Genomic DNA, 15075 nt, shown 5'->3' with positions numbered 1-15075 from the left:
TTGCCCACGGGCGTATCAGCCCCAGGAAATGGCGAGGATTTCGTAGGCCTTGGAGCCGCCGGGGGCGACAACTTCGATGGAATCGCCCTTTTCCTTGCCGATCATCGCACGCGCGATCGGCGAAGAGATGGAAATGCGGCCAGCCTTCACATCGGCTTCCTGGTCGCCGACGATCTGGTAGATCTTTTCCTCGTCGGTGTCCTCGTCGATGAGCTTCACCGTGGCGCCGAACTTGATCTTCGAACCGGACATTTTCGACAGGTCGATGACTTCCGCACGCGCGGTCAGGTCTTCAAGCTCGGTGATGCGGCCTTCGTTATGGCTCTGGGCCTCCTTGGCGGCATGATATTCTGCATTTTCCGAAAGGTCGCCATGGGCGCGCGCTTCCGCGATTGCCTCGATGATACGGGGACGCTCCTCCTGCTGACGCCAGCGCAGCTCCTCTTGCAGCTTGGAAAAACCACTCTGCGTCATCGGTACCTTTTCAACCATTTCCTTGTCCTTCAGGCGCATGCCCGCGGATACCGCGGACACAAAAAGAAACAGGTTCCGGAGCGAAACTTCGGAACCATCGTAAAATCAGAATGTAGGTCACTATAACAGAATTTCGACAGCGAGCGCTAGGAATTTCGAAACCTTGTCGGTGAGCCCCTCCTTCACCATGAGATTGCAAGCGGCACCGTTTGTCAATGACTTGACGGGTCGAAAAAGAACATTTAGTGAACATTCTAATGAAGAAATCGCTGAAAGAACGCCTGGCGATCCTTTCGGATGCCGCCAAATACGATGCTTCCTGTGCCTCCAGCGGGACCGTGAAGCGGGACTCGTCGGCGACAGGCGGGCTTGGCTCGACGGAGGGTTCTGGCATCTGCCATGCCTATGCGCCGGACGGGCGATGCATATCGCTCCTGAAGATCCTGCTCACCAATTTCTGCATCTACGACTGCGCCTATTGCATCAACCGTTCGTCCAGCAATGTGGAGCGGGCGCGTTTTTCGCCGGAGGAGGTGATCTGGCTGACGCTGGAATTCTACCGCCGCAACTATATCGAAGGCCTGTTCCTCTCCTCCGGCATCATCCGCTCCTCCGACCACACGATGGAGGAGATGGTGCGGATCGCCAGGGAACTCAGGACGACGCATAATTTCCGCGGCTATATCCACCTGAAGAGCATTCCGGAGGCCTCCGCGCATCTGATCGAGGAGGCTGGTCTTTATGCCGACCGGCTGTCGATCAATATCGAGCTGCCGACCGACAGCGGCATCAGCCGGTTCGCGCCGGAAAAGCGGCCGGACAACATCCGCCGCTCGATGGGCAAGCTCAGGCTGAAGATCGAGGAAATGGCCGATCCGACGCTGCAGACGAAACGGAAGAAGACGTTCGCGCCGGCCGGGCAGAGCACGCAGATGATCGTCGGCGCCGACGGCGCCAGCGACGCGACCATTCTCGGCACGAGCGCTAGGCTTTACGGCAGCTACGGGCTGAAGCGGGTCTATTATTCGGCTTTCAGCCCGATCCCGGATTCGTCGAAGAACCTACCGCTGATCAAGCCGCCGCTGATGCGCGAGCACCGGCTCTACCAGGCGGACTGGCTCTACCGGTTCTACGGTTTCGAGATCGGCGAAATCACGGCGACGCAGGCGGGCGGCATGCTCGATCTCGATCTCGACCCGAAGCTTGCCTGGGCGCTCGGCCATCGCGAACGGTTCCCGGTGGACGTCAACCGGGCGGAGAAGGAGATGCTGCTGCGGGTGCCGGGTTTCGGCACCAAGACGGTGAAAGGCATTCTCTCGTCGCGGCGGTTCGGCCGGTTGCGGCTCGACGATCTGAAGCGGCTCGGCGTGTCGCTCCGGAAGGTGCAGCCGTTCATCACGGCTGAGGGCTGGACGCCGCATCGACTGGTCGACCGGACGGATCTCAGGGCAATGTTCGAGCCGAAGCCAGAGCAGTTGTCGTTGTTATGATGTACCGGTTTTCGCTGCGGGGCAGGGGCGATCTCACCGAATGGCGCGATGCCGCCCGCGCCTTCCTGAGGGCCGGGATCGTGCCAGACTATGTCGTATGGCGCACGATGGACGATGCCGACGGGCTGTTCGGTTTCGACGAGAACCATCTGCCGCCGCCGCAACCGGACTGCGAGCCGATGAGGGTGCAGCCCGCCTTCATGCGGCTGGCGCAGGCGGTGCTCTGCCATTCCGACCCGACCCGGTTCGCGCTGCTCTACCGCATGCTGTTCCGGATGATGCATGGGCGGACGGGGCATGGCGCACATCTGCTGCAGATGGCGACCGATCCGGACGTGGTTGCGGCGAGCCGCATGGCGAAATCGGTCGGCCGCGACTATCACAAGATGACCGCCTTCGTGCGCTTCAAGGAACTGCCGCTCAAGGAAGGCACGGCCGGGCGGCGGCGCTTCATCTCCTGGTTCGAGCCGGACCATTTCATCATCGCCCGGGTGGCGCCGTTCTTCCAGCGGCGGTTTACCGACATGGACTGGCTGATCGCGACGCCGAAGGGCTCGGCCTCCTGGGACGGCGAGACGCTGCGCACGACGGACGAGCCGGCGGAGAAACCCGACCTGCGCGACGAGACGGACGAGCTGTGGCGCACCTATTACGCCTCGATCTTCAACCCGGCGCGACTGAAGGTGAAGATGATGACTACCGAGATGCCGAAGAAATACTGGAAGAACCTGCCGGAAGCGGAGCTTATTCCGGGGCTGATCGCCAATGCCGAGGCTCAGGTCATCGACATGGCGCGCAAGGCGGCGAGCGAACCCTTGCCCTTCCATCACCGCATCCAGGAGGCGGCCGCCAGGGCGCCGGCGGAGCCGGTGGCTGCTGCCGGCACGCTTGCGGCGCTGAAGCAGGAAGCGCGGCATTGCACGCGCTGCGACATCCATTGCCTGGCGACCCAGACGGTGTTCGGCGACGGGCCGCCGGACGCTCGGGTGATGTTCGTCGGCGAGCAGCCCGGCGACCAGGAGGATCTGGCGGGAAAACCGTTTGTCGGGCCGGCGGGAAAACTGTTCAACGACGTGATCGGCGAGGTCGGCATCGACCGGCGGTCGCTCTATATCACCAATGCGGTGAAGCACTTCAAATATGAGCCGCGCGGCAAGCGGCGCATCCACCAGAAACCCAACATGGGCGAGGTCAGGCAATGCCGCTGGTGGCTGACCCAGGAACTGGAACTGGTGAAGCCGAAACTGGTGGTGGCGATGGGCGCGACCGCGCTCTTTGCGCTGACCGACATGCGCCAGAAGCTGGAGGATGTCAGGGGCGAGCCGATCGCCATGGAGGACGGGCGGACGCTCTTCGTGACGGTGCATCCGTCCTATCTGCTGCGCATTCCCGACGAGGGCCGGAAGGCGGAGGAACTTGACCGGTTCAGACAGGACATGAGCCGGATCAAGCGCTTGGCGGCGTGAGCGGAGAGAATGAATCAGGCCGCTCAAGGGACGAAAGTGGAGTTTTGAGGGAGGTTTGGCGGAGTGTAGGCGCCAGCGTCCAAACGGGTTTTGACCGACTCGTGAAGCTTTGCTCCGTCTGGAATGAAGCGCCGGTCTTCGAGCGGCACATAGATTCCGCTGCGATCCCCCCGCTTGCGCCACGAGCTTTCGGGAACGCGCCGCGGAATGTATTCGAGGATTTTCCAGCCCGTCGTCATGGAGTTGTGAAGCTCGGCTTTCGGATCCAGGGGCACATATTTGTTGGCGTTCTTGCCAAGAACGATATTGTTGATCGTGCGGGTCACATAGAAGAGACCTGTCGGGCCGGTTTCGCGGATCATCCAATCGAGCGGAATCTTAATCTGTCCGCTCTGCGCCTCGGGGTATCCGCCGCCGATATCGCCGTGCACGCCGGCAAACCAGACCTCCTTGAAATCCTGTCGGGCAACGGTTTTCGGCTTGAACGGGCCGCCCCAATAATCCTGGTCCGGCATCCACAATTCCGGTTGGAACATGGTGCGCCGCTCGTCGATCGCCACCGCGTGGCGCACGCATTCGACGCTCGGGTTTTTGCGGGTGAAGGGATGGGTCTTCAATTGCGGGCGCCACTTGCCTGATTCGATGACTGAAGCCACGGTGTCGAAAAGGCCGAGGAGCGCGATGGGCGGACGGTCGTTGCGGAGCATTCTTTCATAGAGGCGCATGCTGGCGAATGCCGAGGATGCGTCCTCGTCCCCGATGGCGTCTTCCTTGCGCTGTTCCTGCTCGGGAATGCCCTTGTAGGTCTTGTAGGCGTAATCCAGCAGATTGAGGTGATACTTCGTTGTCAGGCCGAAGGCGTGGATGAAGCCTGCAAGCACACGTGCCGAATAGGCGCCGCGGCTGAAGCCGAAGATATAGATACGGTCCCGGTCCGCATGCCGGCCATCGACGTTCTTGGGGCCGCGATCATAGTTTTCGACGAGGAAACGATAGGCTTCCTTGACGTTCTCGTCCAAACCCCAGCCGGTGGCCAGCCCCCAGACTTCGAAGGCCTTGCGGTAGTATCTCGACCAGGAGTTCGCCGCACCGAATGTTCCGACGCCGGGGTCGTAATAGACGATCTGCCTTTCGGATCGCTCCAGCGTTCCGAACAGTCTGAGGATATTCGTGCGGTCAGCGGATATTTCATTCGACGTGCCGTCGAACAGAATGACGATATTCTTTGACATGGTTTCCCCCCGGATGATCCAACCCGGAGACTATCATCACCCTGTCATGTTTACAATTTTAAGTAGATGTATCAGTCTTTACATTCGTCATTTTGCGGGAGGGCAGGCATGGCCGATTTCAGATTTGCGACCTTCAATCTCTTTCATTTCGCCGAGCCGGGCATTTTCTGGCATGAGCGGGATCCCAAATCGACCTACACGCCGGAGCAGTGGCAGGCCAAACGGGCCTGGATCACCGGCATGCTGGCGCAGATGAATGCCGATGTGGTCGGCTTTCAGGAAGTGGTGTCGTTCGAGGCGCTGAAGGACCTTGTGGCCGCCGCCGGTTATCCACATTTCTACAATGCCGGCGTGCCGATTTTCGACAGGGAGGACAGTGCGATCTACGTGAATGCCACGGTGGCGATCGCCTCGCGTCATCCATTCACGCAGGTCGGCGACCTGATCGGGGTCGCCGATATCGACGTCGACACGGTCGTCGATCCAGATTTCAGGTTTTCCCGCACGCCGGTCGCGGCGCGCATCGACTTGGCCGGGATCGGCGGGATGGATATCTATGTGTGCCATCTGAAATCACAGGGCGCATTCGTCGATCCGCGCGATGTCGATCCGATCACGGACTGGGCCGAGAAGATCAAGACCTATTATTCACTCCGCAATGCCGCCGGCGTGGATCAGGTCGCCAAGCGTGCGGCGGAAGCCGGCGTCGTCTACCGGCTGTTCCGCCGTGCCATCGATCGCGACAACGATGCGCCGGTCCTGCTGCTCGGCGACCTCAACGAGGGGCCGGATTCGCACACGATCGGCATTCTGACCCAGGGCGAGCGGGTGTTTTCCTGGGGCAGCATCCCGGCCAACGGTGTTCCGCCGGAATTCGCCTTCCTCAAACATGTCTACAAGCTCTACGATACGTGGCCCCTCGTGCCGACCCAGCTTCAGGGCCGGCCGATCACCCATAGCAGTTCGGGCCATGGCTCAATCCTCGACTACGGGATCGTTTCCAACGGACTGAATCCGAACAACCCGCGCCGGCGCGGCACGGTGACCAAGGTGGAGGTCTTCGACGATCATTTTCGCGATGGGCCACCGAAGGGTATCGCCTCCGACCACGCGCCGGTCATCGTCACCATAGCCGGACGCGATGTTTGAGGCGTGGGAGCGTCGAGCCGCTCTTCCTTCGATCGCATAGCCTCTTCGCTGAATTTCTAGGCGCCGTTCAGGTTGAAGTCCCGGAAATAAAGGCCAGGTTGAAGGGGAGGCGGCGGCCGAAGGTTCTCCCTCGGCCGCGCCGTCATTTTCAGGCGAAATAGCTCTGCAACGGGCGGACTTCGAGGTTGCCGGCCTTGAGTGCCTTGATCGCCATGGCCGCGGCTTCGGCGCCGGCCATGGTGGTGTAATAGGGCACCTTCTGCATCAGCGTCGCGCGACGGAGCGACTTCGAATCCGAGATCGCCTTGTTGCTGTCGGTCGTGTTGATGACCAACTGGACCTGCCGGTTGCGGATCGCGTCCTCGATATGCGGGCGGCCTTCCAGCACCTTGTTGATGCGGGTTGCGGAAATGCCCTGTTCGGCGAGGAAGCGGGCGGTGCCGCCGGTTGCCAGAACCTTGAAGCCGATATCGGTCAGGATGCGGATTGCCGGAAGCACGCGGATCTTGTCCTCGTCGCGGACCGAGACGAACACCGTGCCGTCGCGCGGCAGTTCGACGCTGGCACCGAGCTGCGACTTGGCGAAGGCCAGTGCGAAATCCGTGTCGAGGCCGATGACTTCGCCGGTCGAGCGCATTTCCGGGCCGAGCAGGATGTCGACGCCGGGGAAGCGGGCGAACGGGAAGACCGCTTCCTTGACGGCGATATGCTTCAGGTTGCGCGGATCGGGCTTGGTGCCATAGGCGGCAAAGGTCGCGTCGAGCTTTTCGCCGGCCATGACGCGGGCGGCAATCTTGGCGATCGGCGCGCCGATGGTTTTTGCCACGAAAGGCACGGTGCGCGAGGCGCGCGGGTTGACTTCCAGCACGTAGACCGTGCCGTCCTTGATGGCGAACTGGACGTTCATCAGGCCGACGACATGCAGGGCCTTGGCCATCGCCTTGGCCTGACGCTCCAGTTCGTCGATCATCTCGTTGGAAAGCGTGCGCGGCGGCAGCGAGCAGGCGCTGTCGCCCGAATGGATGCCGGCTTCCTCGATATGTTCCATGATGCCGGCGACATAGACGTCGGTGCCGTCGCAGACGCAATCGACGTCGACTTCGATGGCGTTGCTAAGGTAGCTGTCGAACAGAAGCGGGTTCTTGCCGAGCAGGGTATTGATCTGGCCGGTCTTGTCGTTCGGGTAACGCTGCTTGATGTCTTCCGGGACGAGGCCCGGCACGGTGTCGAGAAGGTAGGTCTGCAGCATCGATTCCGAATGGATGATCTGCATGGCGCGGCCGCCGAGTACGTAGGACGGGCGCACGACCAGCGGGAAGCCGATTTCGGCGGCGACGAGGCGGGCCTGCTCGACCGAGTAGGCGATGCCGTTGTTCGGCTGGTTGAGGTCGAGCTTCATCAGAAGCTTCTGGAAACGATCACGGTCTTCGGCAAGGTCGATCATGTCGGGCGCGGTGCCGAGGATCGGGATGCCGTTCTTTTCAAGCGCCTCGGCAAGCTTCAGCGGGGTCTGGCCGCCGAACTGGACGATGACGCCGACCACTTCGCCCTTTTCCTGCTCGGCGCGCAGGATCTCGATCACGTCTTCGGCGGTCAGCGGCTCGAAATAGAGCCGGTCCGAGGTGTCGTAGTCAGTCGAGACGGTTTCCGGGTTGCAGTTGATCATGATCGCTTCATAGCCGGCATCCTTCAGCGCGAAGGCGGCGTGGCAGCAGCAATAATCGAACTCGATGCCCTGGCCGATGCGGTTCGGACCGCCGCCGAGGATGACGACCTTCTTGGCGGTCGACACTTCGGCTTCCGAGCGCAGTTCGCCGACGAAGGGCGTTTCATAGGTCGAGTACATGTAAGCGGTCGGCGAGGCGAATTCGGCGGCGCAGGTGTCGATACGCTTGAAGACGGGCCTCACATTCAGGCTGTTGCGCAGTTCCGCCACTTCCTTCGGACGCTTCTTGGTGAGGCTTGCGAGGCGGGCATCGGAGAAGCCCATGGCCTTCAGCATGCGCAGGTTCTCGGCATCCTTCGGCAGGCCGTGCTCGCGGATGCGGGCTTCCATGTCGGTGATGCCCTTGAGCTGGGCGATGAACCACGGATCAATCTTGCAGGCCTCGTGGACTTCGCCTTCGGTAAGGCCGAGACGCAGCGCCTGGGCAACCATGCGCAGCCGGTCCGGCGTCGGAGTGCCGATCGCGGCGCGGATGGCGTTCTTGGAATTCTCGCCCTCCTCGAAGCCGGGGATTTCGATCTCGTCGAGGCCGGTCAGGCCGGTTTCGAGGCCGCGCAGCGCCTTCTGCAGCGATTCCGCGAATGTGCGGCCGATCGCCATGACTTCGCCGACCGACTTCATCGCGGTGGTCAGGACCGGCGAGGCGCCCGGGAACTTTTCAAAGGCAAAACGCGGGATCTTGGTGACCACGTAGTCGATCGACGGCTCGAACGAGGCAGGCGTGGCGCCGCCGGTGATGTCGTTGTCGAGTTCGTCCAGCGTATAGCCGATCGCGAGCTTGGCGGCGACCTTGGCGATCGGGAAGCCGGTGGCCTTGGAGGCGAGGGCCGACGAGCGCGAGACGCGCGGGTTCATTTCGATGACAACGAGGCGGCCGTCCTTCGGGTTGACGGCGAACTGTACGTTCGAACCGCCGGTCTCGACGCCGATCTCGCGCAGCACCGCGATCGAGGCGTTGCGCATCATCTGGTATTCCTTGTCGGTCAGCGTCAGGGCCGGCGCGACGGTGATCGAGTCGCCCGTATGGACGCCCATCGGATCGATGTTCTCGATCGAGCAGATGATGATGCAGTTATCCGCCTTGTCGCGGATCACCTCCATCTCGTATTCCTTCCAGCCGAGCACCGACTCCTCGATCAGCACTTCGGTGGTCGGCGAGGCATCGAGGCCGCCGCCGACGATCTCGAAGAATTCCGAGCGGTTGTAGGCGATGCCGCCGCCGGTACCGCCCATGGTGAAGGAGGGGCGGATGATGGCGGGCAGGCCGACCACGTCGATCGCCTGGGCTGCGATCGCCATCGCATGGCTGATATAACGCTGCTTGCGGTCGGTCTCGCCGAGGTTCCACTGGTTTTCGAGCTCGTCGAGTGCCTTGTCCAGTTCGGCACCCGTCAGGCTTTCCTTGACCCGATTGCGCTCGATCTCATGGGTCTTGCGGTCGGCATCCTTGATGTCGGTGGCGTTGGCCAGCATCGACTTCGGGGTTTCGAGGCCGATGCGGGACATGGCTTCGCGAAACAGGGCGCGGTCTTCGGCCATGTCGATGGCGGCCGGCTTGGCGCCGATCATCTCGACATTGTAGCGGTCGAGCACGCCCATTCTCTTGAGGGAGAGCGCTGTGTTGAGAGCCGTCTGGCCGCCCATGGTCGGCAGCAGCGCGTCCGGCCGTTCCTTGGCGATGATCTTGGCGACGACTTCGGGCGTGATCGGCTCGACATAGGTCGCGTCGGCAAGGCCCGGATCGGTCATGATCGTCGCGGGGTTGGAATTCACCAGGATGACCCGGTAGCCTTCTTCCTTTAGCGCCTTGCAGGCCTGGGTGCCGGAATAATCGAACTCACATGCCTGGCCGATGACGATCGGACCCGCGCCGATGATGAGGATCGATTTCAAATCTTGGCGCTTGGGCATGGGGTATCTTTCCGCTTTTTTCCTGCGCGGAAAACCGGCGCGGTGTGGAATACCACCGGTCGGGTCGCGCGCGCATGTCTTTTCAGGCTAGACGCGGCTTATAGGCAAATGTTCTTCCGAACGGAACCCCATAAATCGCCAAATCGACAGGAAAAGCGTTCGGCGTGGCTTGCCGGGGAACCGGGCTTTTCGACAATTTAACCACCACCACTCCCGCGGCCATGTTCGTGGCGTAGGGCCTCCGCCTAACTAGTGATGTCGCCGAACCGCGACCGCACCGCCTCTGCATAGGTGCGGCTCACGGGAATCTCCGTGCCGTCCTTCATGATCAGCACAAGCCTGCCGCCGTCGCGTTTCAGTGTTTCGACATGGGCATCCGTCACCCAATGGGAGCGGTGCACCTGCAGGCCGGGCGTGGGTCCAAGTTCCTTCAGGGCGTCGGCGAAGCGCAGGAGGACCAGTTCGTGGCCGCGGCTGGTGACCACGTCGGTATAATGGTCCTCGACCGAAAGCCGCAGGATTGCGCCGCGGTTCTGGGGTTTGAGCCGGGCGAGGATCTCCGGTTGGGAAACGGGCGATGCGGCGGGCGCTTCAGCAGGAGAAGGTGATACAGACAGGGCTGGCGCGGAAATCTCGGCGATCTGCCGGTGCATCGCCGTGTAGGTCAGCAGGCAGAAAAGGGCGCAGAGCGGCAGCGCGAACAGCGCCCGGTGGAAGCCGGTTTCCATCTCGGCCCAGCGGCCGAAGAAGGCGAAATCGATGGCGCCGAGCGCGAAGCCGATCGGCAGGGCGGCGACCAGCGAACCGATCATCATGCGGGCGAGCGTGTGGCCGAGACGGTTGCGCAGCAGGATTTCGGCCGTGATCGACAGGGAGATGGCGATGGCCCAGGTGACGGCGTGAACGGTCAGCCAGTAGCCGAACCGGATACCGAGCGTCATGCGCTCGAACGTGCCATAGGGTCCGCTGACGACGAAGATCAGGATGACCAGAATGAAGGTCGTCCAGAAGCGCCAGGAGCGGGTGAAGAGCTGCAATTCACGAAGCGTGGAGCTCAAAAACGGGTGATTCACGAAGTTTGTCCGTCGTCTGCGCCATTCCGGTTGAGGGTGAGCCAGTCATGGCGGAAACAGGCGATCAATTCAATCGCTTGGTGATTTCGAACAGGTATTCCCCATGAACCTCCAACCGCTCCTCGACGCTCCGTTTGCCGTCCAGATCCATGTCGCGGCCGTGCTGCCGGCCTCCGTGCTCGGTGCTTATATCCTGCTCAACCGAAAGGGCACTCCGCTACACCGCCTGCTCGGCAAGATCTGGATGGTGCTGATGGTCATCACCTCGATCTCCAGCTTCTTCATCCACGAGATCAATCTGTTCTACGGTTTCAGCCCGATCCATCTCCTGTCGATCTCCGTGCTCGTCGGGGCCTGGCGGGCGATCAGTTCGGCGCGCGCCCACAACATCCGGGCGCACAAGGCGGCCGTCATCGGCATGTATTTCGGCGGCATCGTGATCGCCGGCCTGTTCACGTTGATCCCGGGGCGGATCATGAACGCGGTGGTCTTTTCCGGAGGGCCAAGCTGGATCCTGATCCTGACACTGCTCGGTATCGCCGCAACGCTTTTCCTGCAGCAGCGGCTGGCGACACGCCGGTTTTGAAATCGGGCGTCAAGAATTTCTTCCAGGCGTACCGTTCGGCGCCTTGCTGTCATGGACAGGCCCGGCTTACGGGACTAGACCTGCCTCCAAGACACTTGCAGCAACGGCCATCCGCGATGACGACCGCTTGCGCGGAGGAAATTCCATGGCCGATGCAACATCCAAACCCGTTTCCGCCACCGCCGCCGAAGTAACGGTGCTGCCGATCATCCTGGCGGTCAGCTTCTGCCACATGCTGAACGACATCATGCAGTCGATGATCGCGGCGATCTATCCGATGCTGAAGACGGATTATGCCCTCGATTTCTGGCAGATCGGCATCCTGACGCTCGCCTTCCAGTGCACGGCCTCGCTGCTGCAGCCGGTAATCGGCATCATTACCGACAAGAAGCCTTTCCCGTATTCGCTGCCGGTCGGCATGGGTTCGACCTTCATCGGCCTCTTCATGCTGGCGGCTGCCCAGTCCTATCTCATGCTGGTCGTCGCGGCATCGCTGATCGGCATAGGCTCGGCGGTCTTCCATCCGGAATCCTCGCGGGTCGCGCGACTGGCGTCCGGCGGCCGCTACGGCTTTGCGCAGTCGGTCTTCCAGGTCGGCGGCAATTTCGGCCAGTCGATCGGGCCGCTGCTCGCCGCCTTCATCATCGTACCGAACGGGCAGGGGAGCGTCGCGTGGTTCTCGGGCATCGCGCTGCTCGGCATCGTCATCTTGTCGTGGGTGGCGCGCTGGTACAAGGCGCACATGGCCGCCAACAAGGGCCGCAAGCGGGTTCTGCATGCCCACAACCTCTCCAGGCGCACGGTCACCATCGCCCTCATCGTGCTGGCGCTGCTGACCTTCTCCAAGAACGCCTACATGGCGTCGATCGGCAGCTATTATACGTTCTTCGTCATTGAGCGTTTCCAGGTAACGGTGCAGCAGTCACAGATCATGCTCTTCATCTTCCTCGGCGCCGTGGCGCTCGGCACCGTCATCGGCGGGCCGATCGGCGACCGGTTCGGCTCGAAGGTGGTGATCTGGTTCTCGATCCTCGGCGTGCTGCCGTTCACGCTTGCCATGCCGTTTGCCAACCTGCCGGTAACGATCGCGCTTTCGGGCGTTATCGGCTTCATCATGGCCTCGTCCTTCCCGGCGATCGTGGTGATGGCGCAGGAGCTGGTGCCGGGCCGGGTCGGCATGATCGCCGGCATCTTCTTCGGGATCGCCTTCGGCATCGGCGGCATCGCCGCGGCGGTACTCGGCGTCTTCGCCGACCGGTACGGCATCGGCTTCGTCTACAATGTCTGCGCTTTCCTGCCGGCGCTCGGACTGCTGACGGTTTTCCTGCCGGGGAAAAAGGCCCTGCGGGTCGCCTGAGGAGGAATCTTCAGCTATGTGATGCTGGTACGGATCGCTTTTGCGGCCGCCAGCGTTATATCGGCCAAGATACGGTCGAACAGGAGGGCACGACATGGAATGGAAAGGCCGCCGGCAATCGGACAATGTCGAGGACCAGCGTGGCGCTTCCATGGGCGGCAGTCCGCTCGGCCGGGGCGGATTCCGCATTCCGGTCGGCGGCGGTGGCCGCCGCGGCGGAGGGCTCGGCATCGGTGGGATTATCGTCATCCTGATCATCTGCTGGATCACCGGCATCAACCCGCTTTCGCTGCTATCAGGCGAACTCGGCATGGATGGCTCGGGCTTCGAGCAGCAGCAGACGACGGGCAACCGCACGCCGGCCAATGATGACACGACGGCGTTCGTGCGCACGGTGCTTGCCGAGACGGAAGATACCTGGAACGGCATATTCCAGGCCAACGGCCAGCAATATAAGGAGCCGGTGCTGGTGCTGTTTTCCGGCCAGGTGAATTCCGCTTGCGGATTCGCCTCTTCCGCGACCGGGCCTTTCTATTGCCCAGGCGACCACAAGCTTTATCTCGACACCAATTTCTTCAAGGAACTCGAGCAGCGCTTCGACGCGGCCGGCGACTTTGCCGAGGCCTATGTGATCGCCCATGAAGTCGGCCACCACGTGCAGAACCTGCTCGGCATTTTGCCGAAGTTCAACCAGGCCCGCCAGCGGATGAGCGAGGCGGACGCCAACCGCATGTCGGTACGCGTCGAGCTGCAGGCCGACTGCTTTGCCGGCGTGTGGGGCAAGTTCACCCAGCAGAAGGGCATTCTCGAAACCGGTGACCTCGACGAGGCGCTGAACGCCGCCCAGCAGATCGGCGACGATACGCTGCAGAAGCGCAGCCAGGGTTATGTCGTGCCGGAGAGCTTCAACCACGGCACTTCGGCGCAACGCGCGCGCTGGTTCAAGCGCGGGTTCGATACGGGCGACATGAAGTCCTGCGATACGTTTTCGGGGAATGTCTGAGGAGGCGGTTGCGTTTGGATCCTCGGGTCGTGGCCCGAGGATGACTAACGGAGAGGGCTCCGCCCTTAATGGTTACCGACCTTGAGAACCGTGTGTGTTGCCCCGTCCTACGGACGGAGCAAAGCTGAGAGCCTACTTATACATCCCCTCGCGCAGGTTGATCCCGTATTCGACATAGGCCTTCATGGCGCAGAGCATCTGCGACCAGCCCTGGCAGTTGCCGTAGGAGGCTTCCAGCCCGCCCTTCGTTTCGCGCCAGCCTTCCTCGGCGATCGTCACCAGCGTGCGGTTTCCGTCGAGCGGTTCGAAGGTCATGGTCACCGTCGTCTTGTAGTCGGCGGGCATGACGTTCTCCGGTCCCTGTTCGGCCGCATTGCCTTCCGTCGCATCCCAGCGCAGCACAATCTTCCTGTTCTTTTCCACCTCGACCACGTCGACCGGGAAGGCGCCTGGAAAATCGTGAAAATCCCAGGTGACCGTCGCGCCGGGTTCGAGCCGTCCCTTTGCGCCACCTGTGGTGAAATAGCCCGACAGCTTCTTCGGATCTGCGACAGCTTCGAACACCTCCTCGAGCGGTTTCGAGATCCGGCCCGATACCTTGAACTTCAGTTCCATGATCTTTCTCCCTTGTTTCTCCCCGCCTCATAATGTTATAAAAATATAACATGTCAAGCGATGAAAAAAATGACCTTATTTTCAAGGCCCTGGCTGCGCCGGTTCGCAGGGAGATTCTGGACGAGCTGAAGGATCGGCCGCAGACGACGGGCGATCTCTGCGCCCGGTTTCCCAGGCTCGACCGCTGCACCGTGATGCAGCATCTGAAGGTTCTGGAAGGCGCCGACCTGGTGCTGGTGAAGCGAGAGGGCCGGGAGCGCTGGAACCACCTGAACCCGCTGCCGATCAAGGCGATCCACGACCGCTGGATCGGTGCCTATGCGGCGCATGCCGTCGACATGCTCGACCGGATGAAGCGGGATCTGGAAGGTTAGCGGATCAGCAGGGCGGTGCCGTAAAGCCCGAGCGCGAAAACGGTGTGGGCGGCAAAATTGAGGACGCGGACCTTGCGGGGCTTCGGCGTCTTCGAGGCGGCCCAGCCGAGTCCCATGCCGGGCTGCATCAGGAACCAGCCGGCGCCGATGGTGACGATGCCGAGGATCCAGGCGGGAATGAAGGTCGGCGCGGCAAACCAACCCGGTCCCATGATGAGGGCAAGGATCACGCCGTAGAGAAGGCCGACGGCATAATGGCCGGCCCAGCCGAGGGCGAGTTCATGTTCGTAAGGGTCGGCGGCGGCGATGCTGTCGTGAAAGACCTTCCCGCGGCGCAGGTGCCAGAACCAGCGCCCGGCTGGCGCCCAGTTGGGTTTTGGCTGGCCAAAGACCTTACTGAGGACGATTGCCCAGAGATCCATCAGGATGGTTGCCCCAAGGCCGATCAGGATGCCGCGCCAGAAAAGTTCGATCATGAGGGAGGTCTGCCGGAGAGAGGGAGGTCACCTCCAATCTCTATGGGCTCCGGTTTGGACTGTCGAGACCTTCCGGACGGGAAACATCCTGTCGGCGGGTGCGCCCGACATCGAGATCGCCGAGCCGGCCGAACGATGCGTGA

At 61.9% G+C, this 15075-nt stretch carries 13 protein-coding genes; 7 read left to right on the top strand and 6 right to left on the bottom strand.

Annotated features, from left to right (window positions below; genetic code table 11):
* Positions 1 to 15 precede the first annotated feature (15 nt).
* Positions 16 to 492 carry a transcription elongation factor GreA gene (gene greA, locus GQ59_RS00490; RefSeq protein ID WP_024164099.1) on the bottom strand — a complete coding sequence of 159 codons (477 nt, stop codon included), beginning with the start codon at positions 490 to 492 and terminating at the stop codon, positions 16 to 18.
* 239 nt (positions 493 to 731) lie between these two features.
* On the opposite strand from greA, the gene GQ59_RS00485 reads away from it, so the two are divergent.
* Both GQ59_RS00485 and GQ59_RS00480 read left to right on the top strand, forming a co-directional pair.
* Positions 732 to 1964 (top strand): putative DNA modification/repair radical SAM protein, encoded by a 1233-nt coding sequence (locus GQ59_RS00485; RefSeq protein ID WP_037076233.1) that lies wholly within the window; start codon positions 732 to 734, stop codon positions 1962 to 1964.
* A complete protein-coding gene (locus GQ59_RS00480) occupies positions 1964 to 3430 on the top strand; it encodes a UdgX family uracil-DNA binding protein (RefSeq protein WP_037076231.1) in 1467 nt (488 codons plus the stop codon). The genes GQ59_RS00485 and GQ59_RS00480 overlap by 1 nt, the downstream gene beginning before the upstream one ends.
* 23 nt (positions 3431 to 3453) lie before the next feature.
* Here GQ59_RS00480 and GQ59_RS00475 read toward each other — a convergent pair whose 3' ends face one another.
* Positions 3454 to 4662: a T6SS phospholipase effector Tle1-like catalytic domain-containing protein gene (locus tag GQ59_RS00475; protein WP_037076229.1), complete on the bottom strand. Its 1209-nt coding sequence runs from the start codon at positions 4660 to 4662 to the stop codon at positions 3454 to 3456.
* 108 nt (positions 4663 to 4770) lie between these two features.
* Between GQ59_RS00475 and GQ59_RS00470 the strand changes: the two genes are divergently transcribed.
* A complete protein-coding gene (locus GQ59_RS00470; protein WP_037076227.1) occupies positions 4771 to 5811 on the top strand; it encodes an endonuclease/exonuclease/phosphatase family protein in 1041 nt (346 codons plus the stop codon).
* Between the two features lie 148 nt (positions 5812 to 5959).
* Here GQ59_RS00470 and carB read toward each other — a convergent pair whose 3' ends face one another.
* Together carB and GQ59_RS00460 are read right to left on the bottom strand one after the other, a co-directional pair.
* Positions 5960 to 9448 carry a carbamoyl-phosphate synthase large subunit gene (gene carB / locus GQ59_RS00465; RefSeq protein WP_037076225.1) on the bottom strand — a complete coding sequence of 1163 codons (3489 nt, stop codon included), beginning with the start codon at positions 9446 to 9448 and terminating at the stop codon, positions 5960 to 5962.
* Between the two features lie 245 nt (positions 9449 to 9693).
* A complete protein-coding gene (locus tag GQ59_RS00460) occupies positions 9694 to 10521 on the bottom strand; it encodes a LytTR family DNA-binding domain-containing protein (protein WP_037076223.1) in 828 nt (275 codons plus the stop codon).
* Between the two features lie 103 nt (positions 10522 to 10624).
* Here GQ59_RS00460 and GQ59_RS00455 point away from each other — a divergent pair, with 103 nt between their 5' ends.
* The 3 genes from GQ59_RS00455 to ypfJ all read left to right on the top strand — a co-directional run bounded on the left by GQ59_RS00455 (position 10625) and on the right by ypfJ (position 13467).
* Positions 10625 to 11107: a DUF2306 domain-containing protein gene (locus tag GQ59_RS00455; protein WP_037076218.1), complete on the top strand. Its 483-nt coding sequence runs from the start codon at positions 10625 to 10627 to the stop codon at positions 11105 to 11107.
* A gap of 145 nt (positions 11108 to 11252) precedes the next feature.
* Complete coding sequence (locus tag GQ59_RS00450) at positions 11253 to 12464, top strand: MFS transporter (protein WP_037076216.1); 1212 nt, start codon at positions 11253 to 11255, stop codon at positions 12462 to 12464.
* Positions 12465 to 12558: 94 nt separating this feature from the next.
* Positions 12559 to 13467 (top strand): KPN_02809 family neutral zinc metallopeptidase, encoded by a 909-nt coding sequence (gene ypfJ / locus GQ59_RS00445; RefSeq protein WP_037076213.1) that lies wholly within the window; start codon positions 12559 to 12561, stop codon positions 13465 to 13467.
* Positions 13468 to 13599: 132 nt separating this feature from the next.
* Here the strand turns inward: ypfJ and GQ59_RS00440 are convergent, their stop codons facing one another.
* Positions 13600 to 14082, bottom strand: a complete 483-nt coding sequence (locus GQ59_RS00440; protein WP_037076210.1) for an SRPBCC family protein — start codon at positions 14080 to 14082, stop codon at positions 13600 to 13602.
* Between the two features lie 50 nt (positions 14083 to 14132).
* Here GQ59_RS00440 and GQ59_RS00435 point away from each other — a divergent pair, with 50 nt between their 5' ends.
* Positions 14133 to 14456, top strand: coding sequence for an ArsR/SmtB family transcription factor (locus GQ59_RS00435; RefSeq protein WP_037076208.1), 324 nt, complete (start codon positions 14133 to 14135; stop codon positions 14454 to 14456).
* Here GQ59_RS00435 and GQ59_RS00430 read toward each other — a convergent pair.
* Positions 14453 to 14932, bottom strand: coding sequence for a DUF2938 domain-containing protein (locus GQ59_RS00430; RefSeq protein ID WP_037076206.1), 480 nt, complete (start codon positions 14930 to 14932; stop codon positions 14453 to 14455). The two genes, GQ59_RS00435 and GQ59_RS00430, sit on opposite strands and share 4 nt — an antisense overlap.
* Between the last annotated feature and the right edge of the window lie 143 nt (positions 14933 to 15075).

This window comes from Neorhizobium vignae (assembly GCF_000732195.1).
Taxonomy (GTDB): Bacteria; Pseudomonadota; Alphaproteobacteria; order Rhizobiales; family Rhizobiaceae; genus Neorhizobium; species Neorhizobium vignae.
This window is presented reverse-complemented; position numbering and strand designations above follow the sequence as displayed.

Coding starts and splice junctions, on each gene's coding strand:
- ypfJ (WP_037076213.1), top strand. CDS start 12,559: ATGGAATGGAAAGGCCGCCGGCAATCGGACAATGTCGAGGACCAGCGT.
- GQ59_RS00475 (WP_037076229.1), bottom strand. CDS start 4,662: ATGTCAAAGAATATCGTCATTCTGTTCGACGGCACGTCGAATGAAATA.
- carB (WP_037076225.1), bottom strand. CDS start 9,448: ATGCCCAAGCGCCAAGATTTGAAATCGATCCTCATCATCGGCGCGGGT.
- GQ59_RS00435 (WP_037076208.1), top strand. CDS start 14,133: ATGTCAAGCGATGAAAAAAATGACCTTATTTTCAAGGCCCTGGCTGCG.
- greA (WP_024164099.1), bottom strand. CDS start 492: ATGGTTGAAAAGGTACCGATGACGCAGAGTGGTTTTTCCAAGCTGCAA.
- GQ59_RS00455 (WP_037076218.1), top strand. CDS start 10,625: ATGAACCTCCAACCGCTCCTCGACGCTCCGTTTGCCGTCCAGATCCAT.
- GQ59_RS00430 (WP_037076206.1), bottom strand. CDS start 14,932: ATGATCGAACTTTTCTGGCGCGGCATCCTGATCGGCCTTGGGGCAACC.
- GQ59_RS00450 (WP_037076216.1), top strand. CDS start 11,253: ATGGCCGATGCAACATCCAAACCCGTTTCCGCCACCGCCGCCGAAGTA.
- GQ59_RS00470 (WP_037076227.1), top strand. CDS start 4,771: ATGGCCGATTTCAGATTTGCGACCTTCAATCTCTTTCATTTCGCCGAG.
- GQ59_RS00485 (WP_037076233.1), top strand. CDS start 732: ATGAAGAAATCGCTGAAAGAACGCCTGGCGATCCTTTCGGATGCCGCC.
- GQ59_RS00480 (WP_037076231.1), top strand. CDS start 1,964: ATGTACCGGTTTTCGCTGCGGGGCAGGGGCGATCTCACCGAATGGCGC.
- GQ59_RS00440 (WP_037076210.1), bottom strand. CDS start 14,082: ATGGAACTGAAGTTCAAGGTATCGGGCCGGATCTCGAAACCGCTCGAG.